Here is a 22,268-nt window from a genome sequence, read left to right as displayed (position 1 = left end):
GCGCCGCGCAACCCGCGTCAGGACATCCTCAGATCTGGCGCATCCAGACCGTGCTGACGCTGTGGCTGGGTCCCTTGCGAAGGATCAGCCGGGCGCGTTCGCGCGTCGGCAGGATGTTTTCCTCCAGATTGGGCAGGTTGATGCGCTGCCAGATATCGCGCGCCACCTTTTCCGCCTCCGGCGGGGTCAGGTCGCGATAATGATGGAAATAGGAGGTCGGCTTGCGAAAGGCGGTCTGCTGCAGGAACTGGAAACGCTGCACGTACCATCGTTCGATGTCCGCCGTATCGGCATCGAGATAGATCGAGAAGTCAAAGAAATCCGAAGCCATGAAAGGCTGTTCGGAGGCGGTCTGGAGCACGTTCAGCCCCTCGAAAATCAGGATGTCGGGCTGGTCCACCACCTGATAGCGGTCGGGAATGACGTCATAGGCCTCATGCGAATAGATCGGCACCTGCAGTTCGCGCTCCCCGCCCTTCAGCGCGGCGAGGAAGGCGATCATCTGCCGCAGGTCGTAACTTTCGGGAAAGCCCTTGCGCCCCATCAGGCCCCGTTCCTGCAGCACCCGCGTCGGCAGCAGGAAGCCATCCGTCGTCACCAGCGACACGTTGGGATGATCGGGCCAGCGCGACAGCACCGCCTGCAGCAGGCGCGCGAACGTGCTCTTGCCCACGCCCACGCTGCCGGCGATGCCGATGATGAAGGGCATCGTCCGGCGCGGCGCGCCGAGGAAGGCGCTCTTGACCATGTTATTGAGGCTGCGGCTGGCGAGGACATGCAGGTTCAGCAAGCGCGACAGCGGCAGGTACACCTCCGCGATGTCCTCGAGGGAGACAGGTTCGTTGTGGCCACGCAGGGACGCGACGTCCGCCTCGCTCAGGAACTGGGGCACGTTGGCGCGCAGGGCCGCCCATTCGGGGCGGGGGAAAATCATGTATGGCCGGGTCGCGGCGTATGACGGGACCTGCGGCGTGGCGGGACTGTTACCCTTTACGCTCTCCAAGGGCCGCTCTCCTCCTGATGGCGGACCCGGGCACGGATGTCCGGATCACGACCGGCGGCGTAACATCATACCTTTCCCCGATCCAGAGCCATCGGCCCCAATTTCGCGTGTGCAGACCCGCAGGGCGCGTCAGATGGCCCCACCTGATACAGTCGTGAAAATTGTGACACGCCCTCCCCCTTGCCCCATCCCCATGGCTGGACTTCATGAAAGGAAAGATGCCATCCGCCACGCCACGCCCTCATGCCACGCCGCCCGACAGCCACCCATTGCGCCACTTCCCGCACGACGGAACCTTTCATGACCATGCCATCCGCCCCGTCCTTCCCCGCCGACCGCGATGCGTCCGGGGGACATGAATGGCACGATGACAGCGCGCGTCTGGCGCTGCGGCGGATATTCGACGCCGCCGTGCGCAGCGCCCTGCCCGAACGGGTGCTGGCCCGTCACCTTCCGCCGCCACCACGCGGCCAGTGCGTCGTGGTGGGCGCGGGCAAGGCTGCGGCCTCCATGGCGGCCGCGCTGGAACAGGCATGGCCCGATGTCCCGATGCGCGGCGTCGTGGTGACGCGGGACGGGCACGCTGTCCCCACGTCGCGCATACGCGTGATGGAAGCCGCCCATCCCGTCCCCGACAGCCGGAGCGAGGACGCCGCCCGCGCCATGCTGGAGGCCGTGCGGGGACTGGGACCGGACGACCTGGTCATCGCCCTGATTTCCGGCGGGGGATCGGCCCTGATGGAACTCCCCGCGCCCGGCCTGACGCTGGCGGATCTACGCGAACTCAACCAGGCGCTGCTGCATTCCGGGGCGGATATCGCGGACATGAACCTCGTGCGCCGTCACCTCTCCGACATCAAGGGCGGGCGTCTTGCCATGGCGGCGGCCCCTGCCCCGGTGCTGACGCTGGCCATCAGCGACGTGCCGGGCGACAGCCCCCTGACCATCGCCAGCGGGCCGACAGTGCCCGACCCCACGACCCCGGCCGAGGCGCTGGCGGTGCTGCAGCGCCGCGACATCGCGGTGACGCCCCGCATCCTGCACGCGCTGGCGCGTCCCGCACCGCCCCGCGCCCCGATGCAGGGCGCCAATAGGTATGTCCTGATTGCCACCCCCATGATGGCGCTGAAGGCTGCGGCGGACGCGGCGCGCGGCCTTGGCCTGACGCCGCTGATCCTTGGCGATGCGCTGGAAGGGGAAAGCCGGGAAGCCGCGATCATCATGGCCGGCATCGCGCAGTCCGCGCGCCATCACGGCGTCCCCGTGGCGGGGCCAGCCGTGCTGCTGTCGGGCGGGGAGACGACCGTGACGATCCGCGCGCACGATGGCGCGCCGGGACGGGGAGGACGCAATACGGAATTCCTCCTCTCCCTTGCCCTCGGCCTGCGGGGCGAGGCCGGGATCTGGGCCATTGCGGGCGACAGCGACGGCATCGACGGGACGGAAGACGCGGCAGGCGCCATCATCACCCCCGATACGCTGTCACGTGCCCGCATGCTGGGGCTGGACCCGCGCGACGTGCTGCGCCGCCATGACAGCTACACCCTGTTCGACGCCACGGGCGATCTGGTGCGGACCGGCCCCACGATGACCAATGTCAACGATATCCGCGCGATCATGGTGCGATAGGGCGGGAAAAGGACGCAACGCCTCAGTTCGCGCCACTGCCTTTCGGCTTGCCATAGCTGACCTGGGTATCGGGGACGACGAAATGCTTCCCGTCCTCCTGATCCTGGTCGTCATCGTCGCCAGCCTGTGCGGGGTCGTAGCCTGACGAGATCATCTGCATCGCCGCGGCATCGGGCATGGAATGATAGGCTTCGGTCGCGGCATCCGGATCGGGGTCGACACGCGGGAGCTGGCGCACATGCCCGGCGGCGGAAGCCTGGGCCGGTGGCGCCCGCACTGTCGTGCCATTGGCGCGATGCCCGCCGATCGGGGGCATCGCCTCATCAACATCGACCGGATCGGTGGGGTCCCCGTGCATTGTATCAGCGCACGATGACAGGCACAGCAATACCCCGATCATGACAAGACGCGATTTCATATCCGCACAGTATCATCCCGCATCAGCACACAAAGCATGATTATTGCATATCCAGCCGTCACGCCATGGTGACGGCCGCCGATGCGGGTGGGAAGGCGTCCCTATTCGGCGTCATCTTCGGGACCGACCAGCATGGCTTCCGCCACCACGCCGGCCTGTTCACGCACGCGGCGTTCGATATCGGCCGCCATTTCGGGATGGTCGCGCAGGTACTGCTTGGCATTTTCACGCCCCTGCCCGATCCGCTGGCTGTCGCAGGAGAACCAGGCCCCTGATTTCTCGACAATGCCGGCCTTTACGCCCAGGTCGATCAGCTCGCCCATCTTGCTGATGCCTTCGCCATACATGATGTCGAATTCCACCTGGCGGAACGGGGGAGCCATCTTGTTTTTCACGACCTTGACGCGGGTCTGGTTGCCCACGACCTCGTCCTTGTCCTTGATGGAGCCGATACGGCGGATATCCATGCGGACGGAGGCATAGAACTTCAGCGCGTTACCCCCTGTCGTCGTCTCGGGACTGCCGAACATGACGCCAATTTTCAGGCGGATCTGGTTGAGGAAGATCATCATCGTGTTCGAACGCGACACCGATCCCGTCAGCTTGCGCAGCGCCTGGCTCATCAGGCGGGCATGCAGGCCGACATGGCTGTCGCCCATGTCGCCCTCCAGTTCCGCGCGGGGGACAAGGGCCGCGACGCTGTCGATCACCAGCACGTCGATCGCGCCGGAACGCACCAGCGTATCGGCGATTTCCAGCGCCTGCTCACCAGCGTCGGGCTGGCTGATGAGGAGGTTGTCCACATCCACCCCGAGCTTGCGCGCATATCCCGGGTCAAGCGCGTGTTCGGCGTCGATGAAGGCGCAGGTGCCACCCTTCTTCTGGGCCTCGGCAATGGCGTGGAGCGCCATCGTCGTCTTGCCCGAACTTTCCGGTCCATAGATTTCCACGATGCGGCCACGCGGCAGGCCCCCGATGCCAAGGCCGATATCCAGCCCGAGCGAGCCGGTGGAAATCACGTCCACCTCCGTCTTGGGCCGTTCGCCCATGCGCATGATGGAACCCTTGCCGAAAGCGCGTTCAATCTGGCTCAGAGCGCCTTCGAGAGCCTTGCCTTTATCAATACCCGGAGCCTGTGCCATGGCCTGCCTACCTTTTCGACGAAGCTGTGTTTCGCGCATTCCATGTTCCCGTATCCGGGGCGGCACGAGAACCCGCCGGGCATGACGGTCATGCCCGCGACCCTGCTGTGCATGGAGGCTGCGTTGCTCCATCCTATATGGAACAAAACGGGACCATTTACAACCGTGCCCCTGCCTGCAACCCGCCCCTGTCATCCATTATCGCGTTACCCTGTCCGCGCCATGCGCAGCGGGCGATCCCTATCGCGGCCCGACCGCAAGTCCCGTTTCGCGTGGGTCCGATCCTGCGACACAGCTTGCCCCGTCGCCCGGCAGGCCACGGGGACAGGCGATCGCATTGACGCGTCCCTCGGCCGTAACCGCGCGCGACGCGGGCGCCTGCCCTGACAGGACCAGCTTCATTTCCTCAGCCACGGCGGCGGCGGCATCATTCTGGCCCGACCCGGCCACGGCGGCACGGAAGGCATGCCCGTCGCTGGCGATGGCGGCGGACAGCAGCGGGGCAGGCATTCGCGCGGGCGATGCCGCCAGCACGATGCCGGTGTTCCCCGCGATACGCCCCGTGCCGAACAGGTTGTCCATCGTCAGGCTGCATGCAACCGCCATGCCGGCATGGTCCACCACGGCAAAGGAGGTCGAGGCCGGAAGGGGCGGCAGGCTGCCGCTGCCCGATGCGCCCGAATCAAGGAACGCCTGCGCGCGGGCGGTCTGGTCATCGACGGTCTGCTTGCCCTGCGTATCGCCACCGCGCGCGCGCCAGGCCGCGACACTTCCCTGCGACAGGGCCTCGGGGCTGCCCTGTCCGGCAAGCAGCGCGCGGAAGGCGACCGCGCTGCCCAGGCCACCATCGGCGGGTGGCGGCAGGAAGGCGACGGTCAGGCCACCACCCGCATTGACATGCAGCGGCAGGCGTTCGGACGGGATGGCAGCGCGCAGGTCACTGGTCTGCAGCCCGCCGCCCGCCGCCTGACTGCCGGCGCTGAAGGACTGTGCCAGCGCGCCGTTATACATGTCCCCCACGCCCATGCTGCGGATCTGTTCCAGCACGCCGGACAGGCGCGTCTGCACCAGGGCGTCGCCTTCCACCAGCGCCGTGCCGTCGGTGCGGCTGAAGATCGCGCGCATGCCCGCATCCGCCAGCAGCGCGCCCTGCACCGTGGCAAGGTCACTGGCAAGCTGGTGGCTGACATTGATCCCGTTGGCGGCCAGCGATATCGCGTCCGGCAGGATTTCCCCGAACGACGTGGTACCATACTGCAGGTGCATCAGGTACATGCCACGCGCCAGCATCGGCACGGCGGCGGGACGGTCGGCATGGGGCGCGCCGACGATCCCCTCGGTCGTACCCGGACGCGGGGTGAAGACAAAGGCCCGGCCGCCATCGGTGTCACCGGGACGATAGGCCAGGCACGCGCCCCCCGATCCCATCGACGCGCGCGACGGCAGCGTGACCGCCAGCGCCATGCCCATGGCTGCGGCGGCATCCGCCGCGTTGCCGCCACGCGACAGGATGTCGCGCCCGACCATGACGGCCTGCGGTTCGTCGGCGGCGACGGTCCCCACCAGCGCCCCGGGCGAGGGACCGAACATGTGGGTGACAAGGCGCAAGGGAGAGGCGGGGTGGCTGCATCCGGTCACGGACACCGCGAGCATTGCCGAAAACGCAAGTCGTACGGCCCTGCGTGCAGGGGATTTCATGGAATGCTCTGGCACGCGTGTTTTTCTCCATATCGACCACGACAGCATGCGCCACGCCACAGGCTCTGCCACAAGCCATGACACCGGCACACCGGGACATTCCGCCATTAGCGGTCTTGCGCGCCCCCGGCAACAGGCCACATGAGGAGGCAGGCCGCATCTTTCCCATCCCGTCTTCTTTCTTTACCTCGCTGCTTCCTCTACACAACCCCCATCCTGACCGATCAACGGAGGCCGCCCGTGCCCATATCCAACAGCATCCGCCGGCTGCGCCGCCTGTTTCCCGCCGCGACGGCAGCCGCACTCCTTGCGGGGGCGTCCTGCATCCCCACCGCGGGATTTGCGCAGGGTGCCGCCACCGACGTCTTTTCCCCCGCGCAGCGCAAGGCAATCGTGGAAATCGTGCGCAACGCGCTCAAGACCGATCCCACCATCCTGTCCGACGCCATCACCTCGCTGCGGCAGAATGCGGCCAACCAGCAGCAGCTTTCGGCACAGCAGGCGCTGGCGGCCCATCGTTCCGCACTGCTCAACCCGGCGGCATCGGATGCGATCCTGGGCAACGCGCAGGCCAAGGTGACCGTCGTCGAATTCTATGACCCCCGCTGCCCCTACTGCCGCAAGGTGCTGCCCGATCTGGACCGCATCGTCGCGGAGGACAAGGATGTCCGCATCCTTGAAAAGGTGGTGCCCGTCCTGGGACAGGGCAGCCTGATCACGTCGCAGGCGCTGGTCGCCGCCTTCGAGGAAGGGGGACAGGGCGCGTATTTCAAGCTGCAGCATGCCATCATGACCGATTCCGCCGCCCCCACGGTGGAACGGATGCGCACCCTGGCCAAGCAGTGCGGACTGAACGCCGACCAGTTGGCCAAGGACATGAACAGCCCCAGGGTCACCGCCATCCTTCAGGCCAACATGGAGCTGGGCCATGGAATCGGGCTGGATGGCACGCCCACCTTTGTCATGAATGCCCGCCAGATCATTCCCGGCGCGGTGGATTATGACGAACTCAAGCAGGCGATCGCCCATACCCGCTGATCCTGACATGGCCGGAACGGCGGCCTTTGCCATCCGTCCGGCCCGCCCCGGCGACGCCGTGGCCCTGCCGGACGTGGAACGCTCGGCCGCCCGCCTGTTTGGCGCGATCCCCGCGCTGGCATGGCTGGCATCGGGCGATGTATGCGACATCGAAACCCACGCCGCCTGCATCGCGCAGGGCACATGCTGGGTCGGGGTGGACGCAAAGGGTGGAATCGCAGGCTTCCTCAGCGCGCGCGCAACCGGCGACAGCCTGCACATCATCGAGCTTTCCGTCCGTCAGGATGCGCAGGGACACGGGCTGGGGCGCGGGCTGCTGCATGCCGCCATGCAATGGGTGCGCCATGCGCCACAGGCGGCAGGACGCCTGACGCTGACCACGTTTCGCGACGTTCCATGGAACGCGCCATTCTATCGCAAGATGGGGTTCGGGGTCATGGACCAGCCACCGCCAGAACTGGCGCGAATGCTGGCAGAGGAAGAAGCCCATGGCTTCCCGCCGGGATCACGCTGCGCGATGCAGTGGCGCGCGGGGCATGAAAAAACCGCGTGAAAGAATTGGTCGGCAGAAAATAATGAAAGTTTTCGGGTGTCGCCTTTTTTCAAAAAGGCGATGTTCTTTCGAAGCTTTTTGAAAAAAGCTTCACCAAAAACTTCTTTAGGATTTACGGGCTGTTTTCAGGACAGACATTCTGAAAACAGCCCGTAAATCATCGGATCAGTGGATCATCAGATCAACGGGCAGGTTCGACCACCTTTTCGCCCACCACCGCAGGGGCGGCCGTGCGGATTCCCATCAGGGTGGACAGGGCGGCGACCATCTGGTCCATCATCGCATCGGTATGGAACGGCCCCGGCGTCAGGCGCAGGCGCTCTGTCCCGCGGGGCACGGTGGGATAATTGATCGGGGTCGCATACAGCCCGTATTCATTGAGCAGACGGTCGCTGAGTTCACGGCACCGCTGCGCATCGCCCACCGGGATCGGGACGATATGGCTGGGTGTCATGGTAAAGGGCACCCCGGCCTTGCGCAGACGCGCGCGAAAGGCATTCACGCGCTCGAACATCCTGTCGCGCCGCCATCCGTCCTTGCGCACCTGACGCACGCTGGTCAGCGCGGCGGCGACAACGGCGGGTGGCAGCGCGGTGGTGAAGATGAAGCCCGACGCGGCCAGGCGCAGATATTCGATAATCTCGCTCGACGCGGTGACATAACCGCCATGGACGCCAAACCCCTTGGCCAGCGTGCCCTCGATGATGTCCACCTGATCGGCCACGCCATCACGTTCGGAAATCCCGCCACCCTGCGCGCCGTACAGGCCGACGGCATGCACCTCGTCCAAATAGGTCATGGCGTTGTACTTGCGGGCCAGCGCACAGGTCGCGGCGATATCGGAAATGTCGCCGTCCATGGAATACACGCTCTCGAACGCGATCAGCTTGGGCGCGTCGGCAGGGGCCGCCGCCAGCTTGGCCTCGAGGTCGGCAAGGTCGTTATGTTCGAAAATTACCGTGGTGGAACCACGCGCGCCCTTGATCCCCGCGATCATGGATGCATGGTTCAGCCGGTCCGAAAAGCAGATCCAGCCCGGCATGCTCGTCAGGATCGTCTGCAGGCTGGCCTGGTTGGAGACATAGCCCGAAACGAACAGCAGCCCCCCCTCCTTGCCATGCAGGTCCGCCAGTTCGCGTTCCAGCGCGGTATGGAGCGGGCTGGTCCCCGCGATGTTGCGCGTGCCCCCCGCACCCGCGCCATGTTCGCGGATCGCGGCGATCGCGGCGTTCATCACCACGGGTTCGACGCCCATGCCCAGGTAATCATTCGCCGACCAGACCACGACCTCGCGGTCATGGTCGCACGCGGGGGTGGCTGGCGTCGCGGGGGCCTCTTCCTGTTCATAGACGGGATAGCGATCCGCCTCGCGCGCCAGCGGCGTGAACTGGCGATAACGACCCTGCGTCCGGATATCCGCCAGTGCCGTGCGGCAGAACCTGTAGAATGGATGGCCGTCCGAATGATTACTGGACACTGATCTTCCTTTCCATGCGAACTCGTTCCATGCCCACGACCAACCGTCATTTCACCCGGGGGCAAATGCCCCCGCATGTCATCGGCGACGGGTTTCACCGTGCGATCTTCCACGGCATGGAACGGCTATGTCGCGCCCCACGGGCCGGATTACTTCATATCCACCCAGTATTATATGCCTTCGGCCGCCGGGTCACCATGGCTGGGCTGTCGTGAAATTTAAAAAATCTCCACTTTTGGCGCGCCGCTAGCGGACATAGATGCGGATGACCGGCGCGCTGGCGGCGCGATCCGTCGTGGCCGTCATCTCCATCTGGGCCGGGTCCGCCCCGTCCTGGACAATCTCCGCCGCGACGGACTGCGCGTCTGTCGCGACGACATGCGACAGCAGGGCGGCCTGTTCATCGGCCGTACCGGCGTCGGGAATGACGCTGACGACGGTGAACAGCACATTGGGCTTGCGCGCCAGCGCGTCCGCGACACCCTTTTTCAGGTCGGCCTGCCATTGCGCCACCGGTGTTCCGGCCATGATTTCAATCAGGGGCGGGACATGGCGCACCTGCGTGGGCGGCGGCGGCGGGATCACCACGCGCGGCGGGTCCCCCGCATGGGGGTTGAACGTCTTTTGCCCCACCAGCGTGCATGCCGGCAGCCATGACAGGCTGGCGGCAAGGGCGACACGGACGGCAGGCGGCGCGAAGCGGCGTGATGCAGGCATGATCGCAAAGCGATACAGCATCCACGATACGGGGCAAGGGGCGGACACGATATTTCCATCCTTCCGGCCCGCAGCCGCCTTCGCGCGGGCCTCGCGACGCGACCGGGGTGGCGCGCCATCCACCGGCATGCGAAACGATCAAACGCCTGTGACCGGCGACGGGCCTCGCCCCATGCATGGGGACTTGCGATCAGGAAGCATCATCCTGTAGTCGTTGAGGGATCACGCGATGCCCGACATGACTGGCGCGGCACGACACATCCTGTCCGCCACCGGCACGTTCGCTTTCCTTCATGAACCCCACAGGTGGATCAGGCCATACGGCATGGAACAGCCCAGCAATACCCGACCTGAGCATACCGGCCCCACCGCCCCCGGTCCCGTTTCCCCCGATCCCGGCACCCCCATGGCCCGCGCGCCAATGGACCAGACAGGCCGCCTTGCCGCCGCCATCCGGCAGTTCATCCGCACGCACGAACCCGACAGCCACCACGTCATCCATGCCTGCGCGATGGCGGCGGCCTGCGCCGTGCTGTGGAGCCGGTACCTGAGGTTCGATCCCGTCGCCCCGTCATGGTTCGACCGCGACCGTTTCGTGGTGTCCTCGGTGCGGTACCGCACCCTCGTCAACGCGCTCGTCTGCCTGTCGGGACAGGCGGCACCCACGGGTGGGAATGATGTCCCCCACCCGGCGACGACCATGGGCTTCGGCCCCAGCGGGCAGGGCCTGGGCGCGGCCATCGGCATGGCCATGGCGGAACAGCACATGGCCGCGCGTTTCGGGCGCACGCTGGTCAACCACCGCATATGGGCCATCAGCTGCTGGTCCGAACTGTCTACCGGCGTGGCGCTGGAGGCGGCGGCCCTTGCGGGACAGATGGGGCTGGAACGCATTACCGTCCTGGTGGGGCTGTCGGAACATGAACGCGTGCAGGCGGAGGCAGCACTCCCCCGCTATGCCGCGTCGGGATGGTCGGTGCGCAAGGTGGCGGCGGACCAGCCCGACCAGATCGCGACGGCGCTTGCGGCATCCATCCGCACGCACCGTCCCTGCCTGATCGCCTGCCTGTCGCCCCCGCCCGTGGCCGAAACGGCCGAACCGTTCGTGGATGACCCCGGGCTGTGGGCCTCGGCCGCGCGACGCGGGGCGACGGCCCGGCGGTCATGGCTGCGGCGGCTGGGCAAGGACCGCCAGCGCATCGATTTCGAGCGCATCATTTCAGGGCAGCGTCCCGCCCTGTGGCATACGGACTGGCGCAGGTCATGGCAGGGGGCCGGGCGGCACCATGCGTCCCATCCCGCCCTGCCGACCACCAGCTATGCCCGGCGGGGGCTGGATATCCTGCGCGAACTCCTGCCCGAAGTGCTGTGCCTGCGCTCGCGCCTCGGGCTTGCGTCCGGTGGCAACGTCGCGCATGGGCCGACCGCCCTGCCGACGCGATGCGACACCCAGGTGCATGGCATGGCGGCGCTGCTGAACGGGATCGCGATGCATGGCGGGTTCCTGCCGTGCGGGACGGCGACCTTCGTGGCGGTGGACCGCATGCGTCCCGCCCTGCGCTTTGCCGCCATGATGAAACGGCAGGTGATCTATTTCCTGACCGACGGAGGCCTGTCACCTGAAGAGGACGGCCCCGCATGGTTGCCGGTGGAACAGCTCGCCAGCCTGCGCGCCATGCCCAATGTCGCGGTTTTCCGCCCGGCCACGCGGCGCGAAACCATGGAATGCATGGAACTGGCCCTTGATCGGACAGACGGGCCCAGCCTGCTGACGCTGTATCCGTTCATTCCTGCCGTTGACGTCGCAAGTGATGCAACCATGCCCGAGGCCCCGGCGCTGACGAACCAGTGCGCACGCGGCGGCTATGTGGTGGCCGAGTCCCCATCGGCGCGACAGGTGACGCTGATCGCCACGGGGCAGGAACTGGCGACCGCGCGCACGGCGCAGCTGATGCTGCGCGAACGCGGGATTGGTGCGGCGCTGGTGTCCCTGCCATGCTGGGAACTGTTCGCGGCGCAAAAAATATCCTATCGTGAAAGGGTGCTGGGAACGGCACCCCGGATCGGCGTGGAAGCCGCGTCCGGTTTTGGATGGGAACGCTGGCTGGGACAGGAAGGGGCATTCATCGGGATCGACGGTTTTGGCAGGGATGCACCCGCTGATGGACAGCAGGGCCGCAGCGGCGCCATCCAGCCCGAACATATCGTCGCCAGGGCAATGGAGCTGGTCCATGCCGCCGACAACAGCACCCAGGCCCATGGCCAACGCCATCGGCCGCATGACGGGGATCTTCCTTTTTCGGGCGCGTCCATACGAAACGCTGCATTACAGAACTGACCTTAACGGAGAATAAGAAATGGCTGTCAAAGTCGCGATCAACGGTTTCGGTCGCATAGGTCGCCTCGTCCTGCGCGGAATTATCGAAAGCGGACGCACGGATGTCGTCCCTGTCGCCATCAACGACCTCGGCAGTGTCGAGGCGAACGCCCACCTCCTGTCCTATGACAGCGTGCATGGCCGCTTCCCGGCCGAAGTCCGCGTCGAAGGCAGCAGCATCATCATCAGGGCCAACGGCCGCACCTATGACCCGATCCATGTCTCGGCCGAGGCGGACCCGACGAAGGTACCCTTTAAGGGCGTGGACGTGGCCATGGAATGCACCGGCCGCTTCACCGACAAGGAAAATGCCTCGCAGCTGATCCGGGCTGGCGCGCGCAAGGTCATCGTCTCCGCCCCCGCGTCGGGCGTGGACGCGACGATCGTCTATGGCGTCAACCAGGACGTGCTGACGTCCGACATGACGGTCATTTCCAACGCATCATGCACGACCAACTGCCTTGCCCCGGTGGCAAAGGTGCTGGACGACGCATTCGGCATCGAATGCGGCTACATGGTCACGATCCATTCCTATACCGGCGACCAGCGCACGGTCGATACGCTGCACAAGGACCCGCGCCGGGCGCGTGGCGCGGCGCTGAACATGATCCCGACCTCCACCGGGGCGGCGCGCGCCGTCGGGCTGGTCCTGCCGCACCTGAAGGGACGCCTCGACGGGACGGCGATCCGCGTGCCGACGCCCAACGTCTCGCTCGTCTCGCTCGACTTCGTGCCGACGCGCGCGCCCTCCTCCGTCGAGGAGGTGAACGAGGCCATGCGCAAGGCCGCCGCCGAAGGGCCGCTCAAGGGGATCCTTGACTACAACACCGCCCCGCTGGTGAGTTCGGATTTCAACCATTCGGTTGCCTCCTCCACCTTTGACGCGACGCAGACGGCGGTGATCGACGGCGGGAAGCTGGTGCGCATCTGCAGCTGGTATGACAACGAATGGGGCTTTTCCAACCGCATGTCCGACACTGCCGCGCTGTTCGGGTCCCTGTAATGGCTACCGTTGCTTTCAAGACGCTGGATCAGCTTCAGCCCGCAGGCAAGAAGGTTCTTCTGCGCGCGGACCTGAACGTTCCGGTACAGGGTGGGCAGATTACCGATGCCACCCGCCTGCTGCGCCTGTTGCCGACCATACAGGAACTGGCGCAGAAGGGCGCACGCGTCATCGTGGTCAGCCATTTCGACCGTCCCAAGGGCCAGCGCGTGCCGGAAATGTCGCTCGCCCCGATTGCCGATGCGCTTGGCGACGCGCTGGGCCGTCCCGTGACCTTTGCCGAGGACTGCGTCGGCCCCGTCGCGCAGCAGGCGGTGGACGCCATGCAGGACGGGGATGTCGTGGTGCTGGAAAACACCCGTTTCCACCCCGGGGAGGAAGCCAACGATCCCGAACTGGCGAAATCGCTGGCGTCACTGGCGGATTTCTACGTCAATGATGCCTTTTCCGCGGCCCACCGCGCCCATGCCTCCACCGAGGGCGTGGCGCGCCACCTGCCGTCCTTTGCCGGACGCCTGATGGAGACGGAGCTGAATGCGCTGAACATCGCGCTGGAAAATCCCGAACGCCCGGTGGGCGCGATCATTGGCGGGGCCAAGATTTCCACCAAGCTGGACCTGATCGGCAACCTGCTGGAAAAGGTGCAGGTGCTGATCATTGGCGGCGCGATGGCCAACACGTTCCTTGCGGCGCAGGGCGTGAAAGTCGGGCGTTCCCTGCAGGAAGGGGAAATGCATGACACCGCGCGCGCCATCCTGGCGAAGGCCAAAGAAAAGGGGTGCGAGGTCGTGCTGCCGGTCGATGCGGTCACCGCGACCGAATTCAAGGCCAACGTGCCCACGCGCGTTGTCGCCATCGACGCCATCCCGGATGACGCGATGATCCTTGATATTGGTCCGCAGAGCGTGCGTGACCTGTGCGCGCGCATCGCGACGCTGAAGACGCTGGTGTGGAACGGTCCGCTGGGCGCGTTCGAAATCGCGCCGTTCGACGCGGGCACGAACGCCGTGGCGCAGGAGGTCGGCCGCCTGACGCAGGAAGGCAGGCTGAAAAGCATCGCAGGCGGCGGCGATACGGTATCCGCACTGCGGCATGCCGGCGTGACGAAGGAGATTTCCTATATCTCGACCGCCGGTGGCGCCTTCCTTGAATGGCTGGAGGGCAAGACCCTGCCGGGCATCATGGCGCTGGAATCCGTGTTCGAGCGCGCATTGCCGATCTGATCGGCAATCTGTCACTGCCCGTATGGGCGCGGGGGATCATCCTTGACGGGATGGTCCCCTTTTTGTGCCTGTCCGCCGCAAAAGACACAAAAATCAGCAGGATCCGGCGGCCATTTTCATGCGGATAAAAGTTTTTGGGGGGCCGCCTTTTATCTAAAAAGGCAGCGTTTCCCGAAGCTTTTTGAAAAAAGCTTCACCAAAAACTTCTTTTTATTTTCAGTATATTATCCGGGGCAGGTCATTCCGCAGAAGGGGGAGCCTCTTCTTCCTTTTCCGCGTCTTCCGCCGGGACTTCACGGTCGATGACCTTGATGTCGTCGCCCACCAGTCCCTGCGCGAACGCCTGCGCGGAGAAGGGGCGCAGATCCTCAGCCTGTTCGCCAACGCCCACCATGTGAACCGGCAGGCCGAACGCATCGGCCAGCGCCACGACAATGCCGCCACGCGCCGAACCGTCGAGCTTCGTCACCACCAGTCCCGTGACATTCACCAGTTCCTTGAACACGCGCACCTGCTCCATCGCGTTCTGGCCGGTGGTGGCATCCAGCACGAGCAGGACGGAATGGGGCGCGGTTTCATCGAACTTGCGCATCACGCGGATGATTTTCGCCAGCTCCTCCATCAGCGCGCCCTTGTTGTGCAGGCGCCCCGCGGTATCGACCAGAAGCAGGTCCGCCCCTTCCGCCTTCCCACGCTTCAGCGCCTCGAACGCAAGGCCGGCGGCATCGGCATTGGGGGGGCCGGCGATGACCGGCGCGCCGACGCGTTCGCCCCAGACCTGAAGCTGCTCCACGGCGGCGGCGCGGAACGTATCGCCCGCGACCATCATGACCTTCTTGCCCTGTTCGCCGTAATAACGGGCCATCTTGCCAATGGTCGTGGTCTTGCCCGTGCCGTTGACGCCCACCACCAGCACGACATGCGGCTTGTGCGCGGGGTCGGGTTCGAACGGAATGGCGACGGGTTCAAGGATCTTCGCGATTTCTTCCGCCAGCGCGGCACGCACTTCCTCGTCCGTGACTTCCTTGCCGAATTTGGAGGTGCGGAAGGAATCGATGACCTTCGCCGCGACATTCGGTCCCAGGTCGGCGGAAATCAGCAAATCCTCCAGATCCTCCAGCGCCTGGTCGTCAAGCTTGCGCCGCGTGAAGACCGCGCTCAGCCCGCCGCTGAGTTTCTGGGTGGAGCGCGAAAGCCCCGCCTTGAGTCGTGAAAAGAAACCAAGAGCCATATCAGGGTAATTCCGCCACCAGTCCGTTATCGTCAAAAGCCACGGGCCGCACCGTCTCGATCCGTCCCGCCTCCGACGGCGCGACGCCATCGGCCAGTCGCACGGGGGCGAATTCCTCGGAATGCCCGCTGGTCCGTGTTTCCATCAACACCCGCAGGGGCCGCCCCAGAAGGCCCGCGTGATAGGCACGCGCCGCCTGCGCCCCCGCAGCCCGCAGCCGTGCGGCACGTTCGCGACGCTGCGCCATGGGAATGGCGGGCATCCGCGCCGCCGGCGTGCCGGGACGTTCGCTGTAGGGAAAGACATGCAGGTAAGGCAGGCCCTGACGTTCAATGAAATCGAGCGTTTCGTTGAACAGGGCCTCGTCCTCCGTCGGAAAGCCGGCGATCACGTCCGCGCCGATGCCGATTTCGGGACGCAGGCCGCGTGCCCGGGCGATCACGGCCGCCACGTCCGCCGTCAGGTGCCGCCGCTTCATGCGCTTGAGGATCATGTCGGATCCCGCCTGCAGCGACAGGTGCAGATAGGGCATGAAACGTGCCTCATGCGCCAACAGTTGCCACAGATCCTCGTCTATTTCCACCGGATCGACCGACGACAGCCGCAGGCGTTCGAGTTCCGGCACCAGCGCCAGCAGCCTGCGGCACAGCTGTCCCAGCGAAGGCTTCCCCGGCAGGTCCCCCCCCCACGAAGTGATGTCCACGCCCGTCATCACCACCTCGCGGTAGCCCGATGCCACCAGCGCGCGCACCTGTTCCACCACGACGCCCACGGGGACAGAGCGCGACGGCCCGCGTCCGAAGGGAATGATGCAGAAGGTGCAGCGATGGTCGCATCCCTGCTGCACCTCGACAAAGGCGCGGGTGCGCCCGGCGAATTCGGTCACCAGATGCGGCGCGCTTTCCCGCGCGGCCATGATGTCGGAAACGGCGTTACCCTGCGACAGGGCGGTCTCGCTCCAGCTTTCCGCCGCCAGCTTTTCCCGGTTGCCAAGGACGCGCGTCACGCCGGGAAGCGCGGCCCAGCGTTCGGGGTCGATCTGCGCGGCACAGCCCGTCACCACGATCCGCGCATCGGGCCGGTCGCGATGGGCGCGGCGCACCGCCTGGCGTGCCTGACGCTCGGCCTCGGCCGTGACGGCGCAGGTGTTGATGATGACCACATTGTCCAGGCCGGCCGCATGGTTACGCATCACCTCGCTTTCGTAGGTGTTGAGCCGGCAGCCGAAGGTCAGGATTTCAGGCTTTTTCATCGGGGATAGGTATCCAGCGCCACAAGACCCCTGAAACTCTGCACGGCGGGGCCGCTCATCAGCACATGTCCGTCGGTTTCGCGCCATGTGACCGACAGCGCGCCGCCATCCATCTCCACCCGGCATGTCCGATCAAGCAGTCCGCGCCTGACGCCATTGACCACCGCGGCGCAGGCCCCGGAACCGCAGGCCAGCGTCAGCCCCGCGCCGCGTTCCCACACCCGCAGCCGCATTTCCCGCGCGGAGCGCACCTGCGCAAAGCCGATATTGGCGCGTTCGGGAAACAGCGGGTCATGTTCCAGCAGCGGCCCTCGCTCGCGCGGGTCCGTCATGTCGTCAGGGAGCAGGAATACGGTGGCATGCGGGTTGCCCATCGACGCCGCCGCCGGCTCGCCCCACAGTGGCAGGCGCAGGGTATCGACCTCATGCGACAGGGGAATATCGCGCCATCCCAGCGCGGGTGCCCCCATGTCGACGGTTATCATGCCGTCATCCCCGATTTCGGTTCCCAGCAGGCCCGCGCGCGTCTGCAGGACCGGGGCCGCGATCCCCTCCTCACGCCCGACCAGGGCGGCGACACAGCGCGAGGCATTGCCGCACGCGCCCGATTCGCTGCCATCAGCATTGAAAAAGCGCACGAACACGTCCGCCCCCTCGCGGCAGGCGGGACGCAGGAGTACGAACTGGTCGCACCCGATCCCCCTGAACCGGTCCGAAAGCGCGGCGATGCGCGCGGGCGTCAGGTCCAGGCGGCCACGACGTTCGTCCATGACGACGAAATCGTTCCCAAGGCCATGCATCTTGTAAAAGCTGGTGTCCATTTCCGCCCTATATACGGCACATCACGCCCCGGCGCGAACATGATCGCGCACTCCGCTGCTTCCCGCCGACGCGTTTTTTACAGAAAACGCCCCGGCGCGCCACGCTGCAGCACCTCGATACGGTAACCATCGGGATCGGTGATGAAGAAAAACCGCCCGACAAAGCGTTCCCCGCAATACATGTCCCTGATCGGCAGCGGCGACAGGCCCGCCTGCTCCAGCCGGGCATGTTCGGCATCCACGTCGGCAACCGACACCGCCAGGTGCCCATAGCCGTCACCCAGGTCATAGGGACGGTCGCGATCATGATTGACCGTCAGTTCCAGTTCGAACGTCTGCTCGTCATTCGCAAGATAGATAAGCGTGAACGTGTCGAACACAAGCCGGTCCACCGGTTCAAGCCCAAAGGCACGCCTATAGAACGCCTCGCTGGCGCGGGCGTCGCGCACGCGGATCATGGAATGGATCATTCTCGCCATGCCTGTGATTTCTCCTTTCTGGCAATCTGTCGTAAATGGCTGCCACTGGCGGCGTTGCCAACACGCCGTGGCGTCCTTTCACGCACGACGGAACGTGCAGGCGACCGGCCGTTTCGTCCCACCCGTCGCATGTGGCACATTCATGAACGATCTGCACGGCTTTCACCCTGGTGCCTTCGTCTGCGCGTCATCCGAATCCGATACCGCCTTCTGGTCCACCCGTCCGTCCGGACCGATGCTTGACGCGGGCGCGTGCACGGCTGTCACCGCGCTGTATCGCACCATGCTGCCCGAAGGGGGGCGGATACTGGACCTGATGGCCGGAAGCGACAGCCACCTGCCAGCGGATGTCCCCTTTGACGAGGTCATCGGCATCGGGGTCGAAGCCCCGGCGCTGGAGGCGAACGGGCGCCTCACCCAGCGGATCGTCCAGGACCTGAACGAAACGCCCGAACTGCCGCTGGCCGATGAATCCCTTGACGCCGTGTGCCTGTGCGATGTCGTACCCTATCTGCGCCAGCCGGTGCCGCTTTTTCGCGAAACCGCACGGGTCCTGCAACCCGGTGGCCTGGTGCTTGTCACATACGGTAACGGTTTTGTCGCCCAAAAAGCCGTCGCATTGTGGCAGGCACTTGAGACAGACGACCGCCAGCGCCTTGTCCGCATCCTGATGCAGCGCGGGGGTTTTGAACATACCGATACCGGCAGCGTGGCGCCCCCGCCCAACGATGCCGTCTGGCACGACACGATCTATGGCGTTACGGCCCGGCGGGAGGGCGACATAGTATAAATACAGGCTGGTCCGCAGCCATTCCGGCTGTCATATATTACAAAGTGTAAAAACATTCTTCTTAAAAGAAATTATCATTTACGCCTGTGTCGGGAAATGTTTTGACACACAATAGTCTTGACCCGTAGTCCGAGGCCCACTGGTAATATATGCGGAAATTTTCTTCCCGTCCCGCTGGCTGGCTCTGCCTGTCAGGCGCGCTGCTGCTGTGCTCTTTCATCGTGCCTGTCTCGGCCAGCCGGGCGGAAGATGATCCGGAATCGCTCGATATCATGGAGCGCCAGATGGAACGCCTGCAGCAGCAGCAGATGGAACTGCAGCGCGACCTGATGACCATGCGCAAGCAGATCGCCCAGCACCGGGCGCATCTGGGCGGCTCCACCGGCACGGGTGGCCATTCATTGCAGGTATCCGGCAGCGCGGGCCACGTGCGGGGCGGCTGGACCCCGCAGGAAGGACAGCAGACCGCCATGGGCGAACGCATGCCCGCATCGATGGGCAATCCCCGCATCGGTGGCCATTCCGACAATCCCAACGGGTCGTTCATCGACACGCCGACATTTGAATCCGTCGTCGCCCACCGTGACGAGGACCTGATTTCGCACATGGCAAACAACAATGTCGGCCCGCACACCCGCGAAACCGTGGGCGCGCAGTCGGCAGGCGCGCTGGGCAGCAAGGTTTTCCATGCCGGTTCGGTCTCCATCATCCTTGGCGGCTTCTTCGATGCCGCCGCGGTGGAGGAAAACCGCCATGTGGCCTCGGGCATCTTCAATTCGTGGGCAAACATCCCCTTCCACAACAGCCCCAATTTCCACACGGATAATTTTACCGGCGATGCGCGTTATACCCGCTTCTCCCTGATGGCGCGCGCGCCGCTGAACGCGCATACGACCGTCGCGGGATTTGTCGAAAGCGATTTCGGCGCCAGCGCGGAAACGACCAATCCGTATGAAAGCAATTCCTACGTCCCGCGCCTGCGGCAGGCTTACCTGACGCTCGATGACGCAAAACGCAACGTGCATTTCCTGATCGGGCAGGCATGGACGATGCTGACCCCAGATCGTGTCGGCATCATCCCGCGTCAGGAAAGCCTGCCGGAAACGATCGAATCCTCCATCCTCGCGGGGCAGACATGGACGCGGCAGTGGCAGGTCCGCATGGTCAAGGACTTCCTCGAGCATCGCCTGTGGACGGGCCTGTCGATTGAAAATCCGGCCACGATTTACGACACCACCGGCTTTGGCGCCTATAACGGCAGCGACAATGGCGAATACGCCCTGCCCGGCAATGGCAATTACGCCAAGGTGGGATCGAACGGCGTGGGCCTGACCGGGTCGACCACCAACTATTCCAACGAAATCGCCCCCGATGTCATCGCCAAGGTGGCCTGGGACCCGTCATGGGGCCATTATGAAATGGAAGGCATCGTCCATTTCCCGCATACCCGTTCGGTCGTCGATGGCGTGGGCGAAAACCATACCGCCGTGGCATGGGGCGGTGGCGGGTCCATGATCCTGCCGGTCATTCCGCATCGTCTGGAAATACGCCTTGCCGGGCTGGCGGGAAAGGGTATCGGCCGCTATGGCTCGGTCCTGCTGCCGGACACGACGCTGAAGGAAAATGGCGCGCCCGGCCTGCTGAGCAGCGCGCAGGCCACGGCGGGAGTGATCGCCCATCCGAACAAGCTGTTTGACGTCTATGGTTATTTCGGCATGCAGCGTTCGGGCCGCAACTATTTCGATGCCGATGGCTCGGCCTATGGCTATGGCAACCCGATGTCCGAGAATACCGGCTGCTGGAGCGAAACGTCATCCGCCGCCTGTACCGCCAGCATCAAGTCGGTGGAGGAATTCACGATCGGCGCCTGGTACCGCTTCATCAAGGGCAAGTACGGCACGGTACAGGCGGGCACGCAGCTGGCTTATTCGCGGGTGCATACATGGGGGGCGATTGGCGGATCCCCCACCACAAGCCTGAGCGAAATCTTCTTTGATTTCCGCTACCTGCCGTTCCAGTAATCGCCCTGCGCCATCGCCGGGGCAGATAGGACGGGCGACGCCTTGCGCCAGACAGGAAAAAAGGGGATGTTGCCTTTTCCTGTCTGGATGAGGCGAAAGGTCGGAACACTCATGTCGGTAAAGCTGCGACACTGGTTGATCGCCGGAAGCCTTGGAATGGGAATGGTGCCGGCCATCCTGTCGTGCCCCCCCGCCATGGCGCAGGAAGATCAGGACGAAGCGGCGTTCAAGCGTCACCAGTCCCTGCACGAGCTTGCGCGTCATCCCCCCGCGGCCCGTCTGCACATGGATTACGGCCAGTTCCGTTTCATTCCCCCCGGCGACAAGATCAAGGAACAGCCAGACGTCAACAGGCTGCTGTTCTGGACGCAGCATGGCGAACCCGACGGCTATGCCGAACGGCATGGCGGGGCGATCGTGTATTACGACCGGACGGGCAAGGCGGTACGCGTCGATAACGTTCCGCCTTCAAGCGCCCGCTGAAAGACTGGCTGAAAATAACCTGTTGGTAAAAACAAAAGTTTCTGGGTGTCGCCTTTTGTCCAAAAAGGCGACGTCCTTTGAAGCTTCTTGCAAAAAGCTTCACCAGAAACTCTTATGACTTCAGGGTATTATCGGGGCTCTCCCGTGCGAACGGCTTCCAGCCCCCTACCCTGTTGAAACGTCCGTGGTCCCGGCAGGGGCCGGTTCGGTGTCGCGTGCATACAGCCGCGCGATGCCTGTCTCATCGAGGACCCGTGCAGCCGGCCCGCTGTCCATCACGCGGCCATGGCGCAGCAGTACCGCATGGTCGAACGCCACCGCGGCACGCAGCGGATCATGCGTTGTCGCCATGATGGCATACCCGTCGGTCGCAAGTTCCCGCAACAGGCCATACAGCCGCTGCTTCTGGCCATAATCCAGTCCGGTTTCCGGTTCGTCCAGGACCAGTATCCGCCCGCCCTGCGCCAGCGCGCGGGCGATCAGCACGGCCTGGCGTTCCCCACCGGACAGGTCGGTATAGGGACGCTCCGCCAGATGGGAAATCGACAGCCGCCCCAGCGCTTCCGCCACGATGGCCATGTCCTCCCGCCCGACATGCCGCGCAAAAGGCGAGTACGACACCCGCCCCAGCGCCACCACGTCACGCACGACATAGGGAAACAGGGACATGTGCCCCTGCGGGACATAGGCGATGCGCCGCGCGATCTCACGCCGCGCGCAGGTGGACAGGTCCCGTCCGTCCAGCACGACCCGTCCCGTATCGGGCCGCAGCAGCCCCAGCAACAGGCGCAGCAGCGTGCTTTTCCCCGCGCCATTGGGACCCAGCAGGCCCGTCATCCGCCCGGCACCTATCTCCAGCGAGACATCATCAAGCACATGCCTGCCCTGCCGGCGCAGGCTGACATGGTGCATG

Annotated in this window: 20 protein-coding genes; 9 read left to right on the top strand and 11 right to left on the bottom strand. The window is 65.0% G+C overall.

Annotated features, from left to right (window positions below):
- Positions 1–28: 28 nt before the first annotated feature.
- Entirely contained in the window at positions 29–934 is a 906-nt protein-coding gene (gene coaA, locus CFR71_RS02595; protein WP_239019217.1) for a type I pantothenate kinase, read from the bottom strand.
- 375 nt (positions 935–1,309) lie between these two features.
- Here coaA and CFR71_RS02590 point away from each other — a divergent pair, with 375 nt between their 5' ends.
- Entirely contained in the window at positions 1,310–2,632 is a 1,323-nt protein-coding gene (locus tag CFR71_RS02590; protein ID WP_110526723.1) for a glycerate kinase type-2 family protein, read from the top strand.
- A 22-nt stretch (positions 2,633–2,654) separates the two neighbouring features.
- Here the strand turns inward: CFR71_RS02590 and CFR71_RS02585 are convergent, their stop codons facing one another.
- The 3 genes from CFR71_RS02585 to CFR71_RS02575 all read right to left on the bottom strand — a co-directional run bounded on the left by CFR71_RS02585 (position 2,655) and on the right by CFR71_RS02575 (position 5,845).
- A complete protein-coding gene (locus CFR71_RS02585; RefSeq protein ID WP_239020241.1) occupies positions 2,655–3,050 on the bottom strand; it encodes a hypothetical protein in 396 nt (131 codons plus the stop codon).
- A 101-nt stretch (positions 3,051–3,151) separates the two neighbouring features.
- On the bottom strand, positions 3,152–4,192 hold the full coding sequence (gene recA, locus CFR71_RS02580; protein ID WP_110526721.1) for a recombinase RecA: 1,041 nt from the start codon (positions 4,190–4,192) through the stop codon (positions 3,152–3,154).
- Positions 4,193–4,432: 240 nt separating this feature from the next.
- Positions 4,433–5,845, bottom strand: a complete 1,413-nt coding sequence (locus tag CFR71_RS02575; RefSeq protein WP_408891640.1) for a gamma-glutamyltransferase — start codon at positions 5,843–5,845, stop codon at positions 4,433–4,435.
- 285 nt (positions 5,846–6,130) lie between these two features.
- Here CFR71_RS02575 and CFR71_RS02570 point away from each other — a divergent pair, with 285 nt between their 5' ends.
- Positions 6,131–6,928 carry a DsbA family protein gene (locus CFR71_RS02570; RefSeq protein WP_239020240.1) on the top strand — a complete coding sequence of 266 codons (798 nt, stop codon included), beginning with the start codon at positions 6,131–6,133 and terminating at the stop codon, positions 6,926–6,928.
- Between the two features lie 7 nt (positions 6,929–6,935).
- The gene (locus tag CFR71_RS02565) at positions 6,936–7,481 is read left to right on the top strand and encodes a GNAT family N-acetyltransferase (RefSeq protein ID WP_110526717.1); all 546 of its coding nucleotides are present in this window, start codon (positions 6,936–6,938) and stop codon (positions 7,479–7,481) included.
- A 181-nt stretch (positions 7,482–7,662) separates the two neighbouring features.
- Here the strand turns inward: CFR71_RS02565 and hemA are convergent, their stop codons facing one another.
- Complete coding sequence (gene hemA, locus CFR71_RS02560) at positions 7,663–8,958, bottom strand: 5-aminolevulinate synthase (RefSeq protein WP_110526715.1); 1,296 nt, start codon at positions 8,956–8,958, stop codon at positions 7,663–7,665.
- 246 nt (positions 8,959–9,204) lie between these two features.
- On the bottom strand, positions 9,205–9,723 hold the full coding sequence (locus CFR71_RS02555; protein ID WP_133250246.1) for a hypothetical protein: 519 nt from the start codon (positions 9,721–9,723) through the stop codon (positions 9,205–9,207).
- Positions 9,724–9,904: 181 nt separating this feature from the next.
- Between CFR71_RS02555 and CFR71_RS02550 the strand changes: the two genes are divergently transcribed.
- Genes CFR71_RS02550 through CFR71_RS02540 form a run of 3 tightly spaced genes read left to right on the top strand, consistent with a single transcriptional unit; the run spans position 9,905 to position 14,278 of the window.
- The gene (locus CFR71_RS02550; protein ID WP_408891574.1) at positions 9,905–12,013 is read left to right on the top strand and encodes a transketolase-like TK C-terminal-containing protein; all 2,109 of its coding nucleotides are present in this window, start codon (positions 9,905–9,907) and stop codon (positions 12,011–12,013) included.
- Between the two features lie 19 nt (positions 12,014–12,032).
- Entirely contained in the window at positions 12,033–13,055 is a 1,023-nt protein-coding gene (gene gap, locus CFR71_RS02545) for a type I glyceraldehyde-3-phosphate dehydrogenase (protein WP_110526711.1), read from the top strand.
- A complete protein-coding gene (locus tag CFR71_RS02540; protein WP_110526709.1) occupies positions 13,055–14,278 on the top strand; it encodes a phosphoglycerate kinase in 1,224 nt (407 codons plus the stop codon). Before gap ends, CFR71_RS02540 begins: the two co-directional genes overlap by 1 nt.
- A gap of 238 nt (positions 14,279–14,516) precedes the next feature.
- Here the strand turns inward: CFR71_RS02540 and ftsY are convergent, their stop codons facing one another.
- From ftsY to CFR71_RS02520, 4 genes are all read right to left on the bottom strand, one after another.
- Positions 14,517–15,509 (bottom strand): signal recognition particle-docking protein FtsY, encoded by a 993-nt coding sequence (gene ftsY, locus CFR71_RS02535; protein ID WP_110526707.1) that lies wholly within the window; start codon positions 15,507–15,509, stop codon positions 14,517–14,519.
- A 1-nt stretch (position 15,510) separates the two neighbouring features.
- Positions 15,511–16,761 (bottom strand): tRNA (N(6)-L-threonylcarbamoyladenosine(37)-C(2))-methylthiotransferase MtaB, encoded by a 1,251-nt coding sequence (gene mtaB, locus CFR71_RS02530; protein WP_110526705.1) that lies wholly within the window; start codon positions 16,759–16,761, stop codon positions 15,511–15,513.
- Complete coding sequence (gene dapF, locus CFR71_RS02525; protein ID WP_110526703.1) at positions 16,758–17,582, bottom strand: diaminopimelate epimerase; 825 nt, start codon at positions 17,580–17,582, stop codon at positions 16,758–16,760. The genes mtaB and dapF overlap by 4 nt, the downstream gene beginning before the upstream one ends.
- 77 nt (positions 17,583–17,659) lie before the next feature.
- Positions 17,660–18,061: a VOC family protein gene (locus tag CFR71_RS02520; protein ID WP_110526701.1), complete on the bottom strand. Its 402-nt coding sequence runs from the start codon at positions 18,059–18,061 to the stop codon at positions 17,660–17,662.
- 142 nt (positions 18,062–18,203) lie between these two features.
- On the opposite strand from CFR71_RS02520, the gene CFR71_RS02515 reads away from it, so the two are divergent.
- From CFR71_RS02515 to CFR71_RS02505, 3 genes are all read left to right on the top strand, one after another.
- Entirely contained in the window at positions 18,204–18,851 is a 648-nt protein-coding gene (locus CFR71_RS02515; RefSeq protein WP_110527448.1) for a class I SAM-dependent methyltransferase, read from the top strand.
- Positions 18,852–19,000: 149 nt separating this feature from the next.
- Positions 19,001–20,872, top strand: coding sequence for a hypothetical protein (locus tag CFR71_RS02510; RefSeq protein WP_110526699.1), 1,872 nt, complete (start codon positions 19,001–19,003; stop codon positions 20,870–20,872).
- Positions 20,873–20,983: 111 nt separating this feature from the next.
- A complete protein-coding gene (locus CFR71_RS02505; RefSeq protein ID WP_239019210.1) occupies positions 20,984–21,355 on the top strand; it encodes a hypothetical protein in 372 nt (123 codons plus the stop codon).
- A 165-nt stretch (positions 21,356–21,520) separates the two neighbouring features.
- Here CFR71_RS02505 and CFR71_RS02500 read toward each other — a convergent pair whose 3' ends face one another.
- Complete coding sequence (locus CFR71_RS02500) at positions 21,521–22,267, bottom strand: ABC transporter ATP-binding protein (RefSeq protein WP_110527442.1); 747 nt, start codon at positions 22,265–22,267, stop codon at positions 21,521–21,523.
- Position 22,268 lies beyond the last annotated feature (1 nt).

The sequence above is a fragment of the Novacetimonas pomaceti genome (assembly GCF_003207955.1).
Lineage (GTDB): Bacteria > Pseudomonadota > Alphaproteobacteria > Acetobacterales > Acetobacteraceae > Novacetimonas > Novacetimonas pomaceti.
The sequence above is the reverse complement of the archived record's forward strand: the minus strand, read 5'-3'. Positions and strand labels throughout refer to the sequence as shown.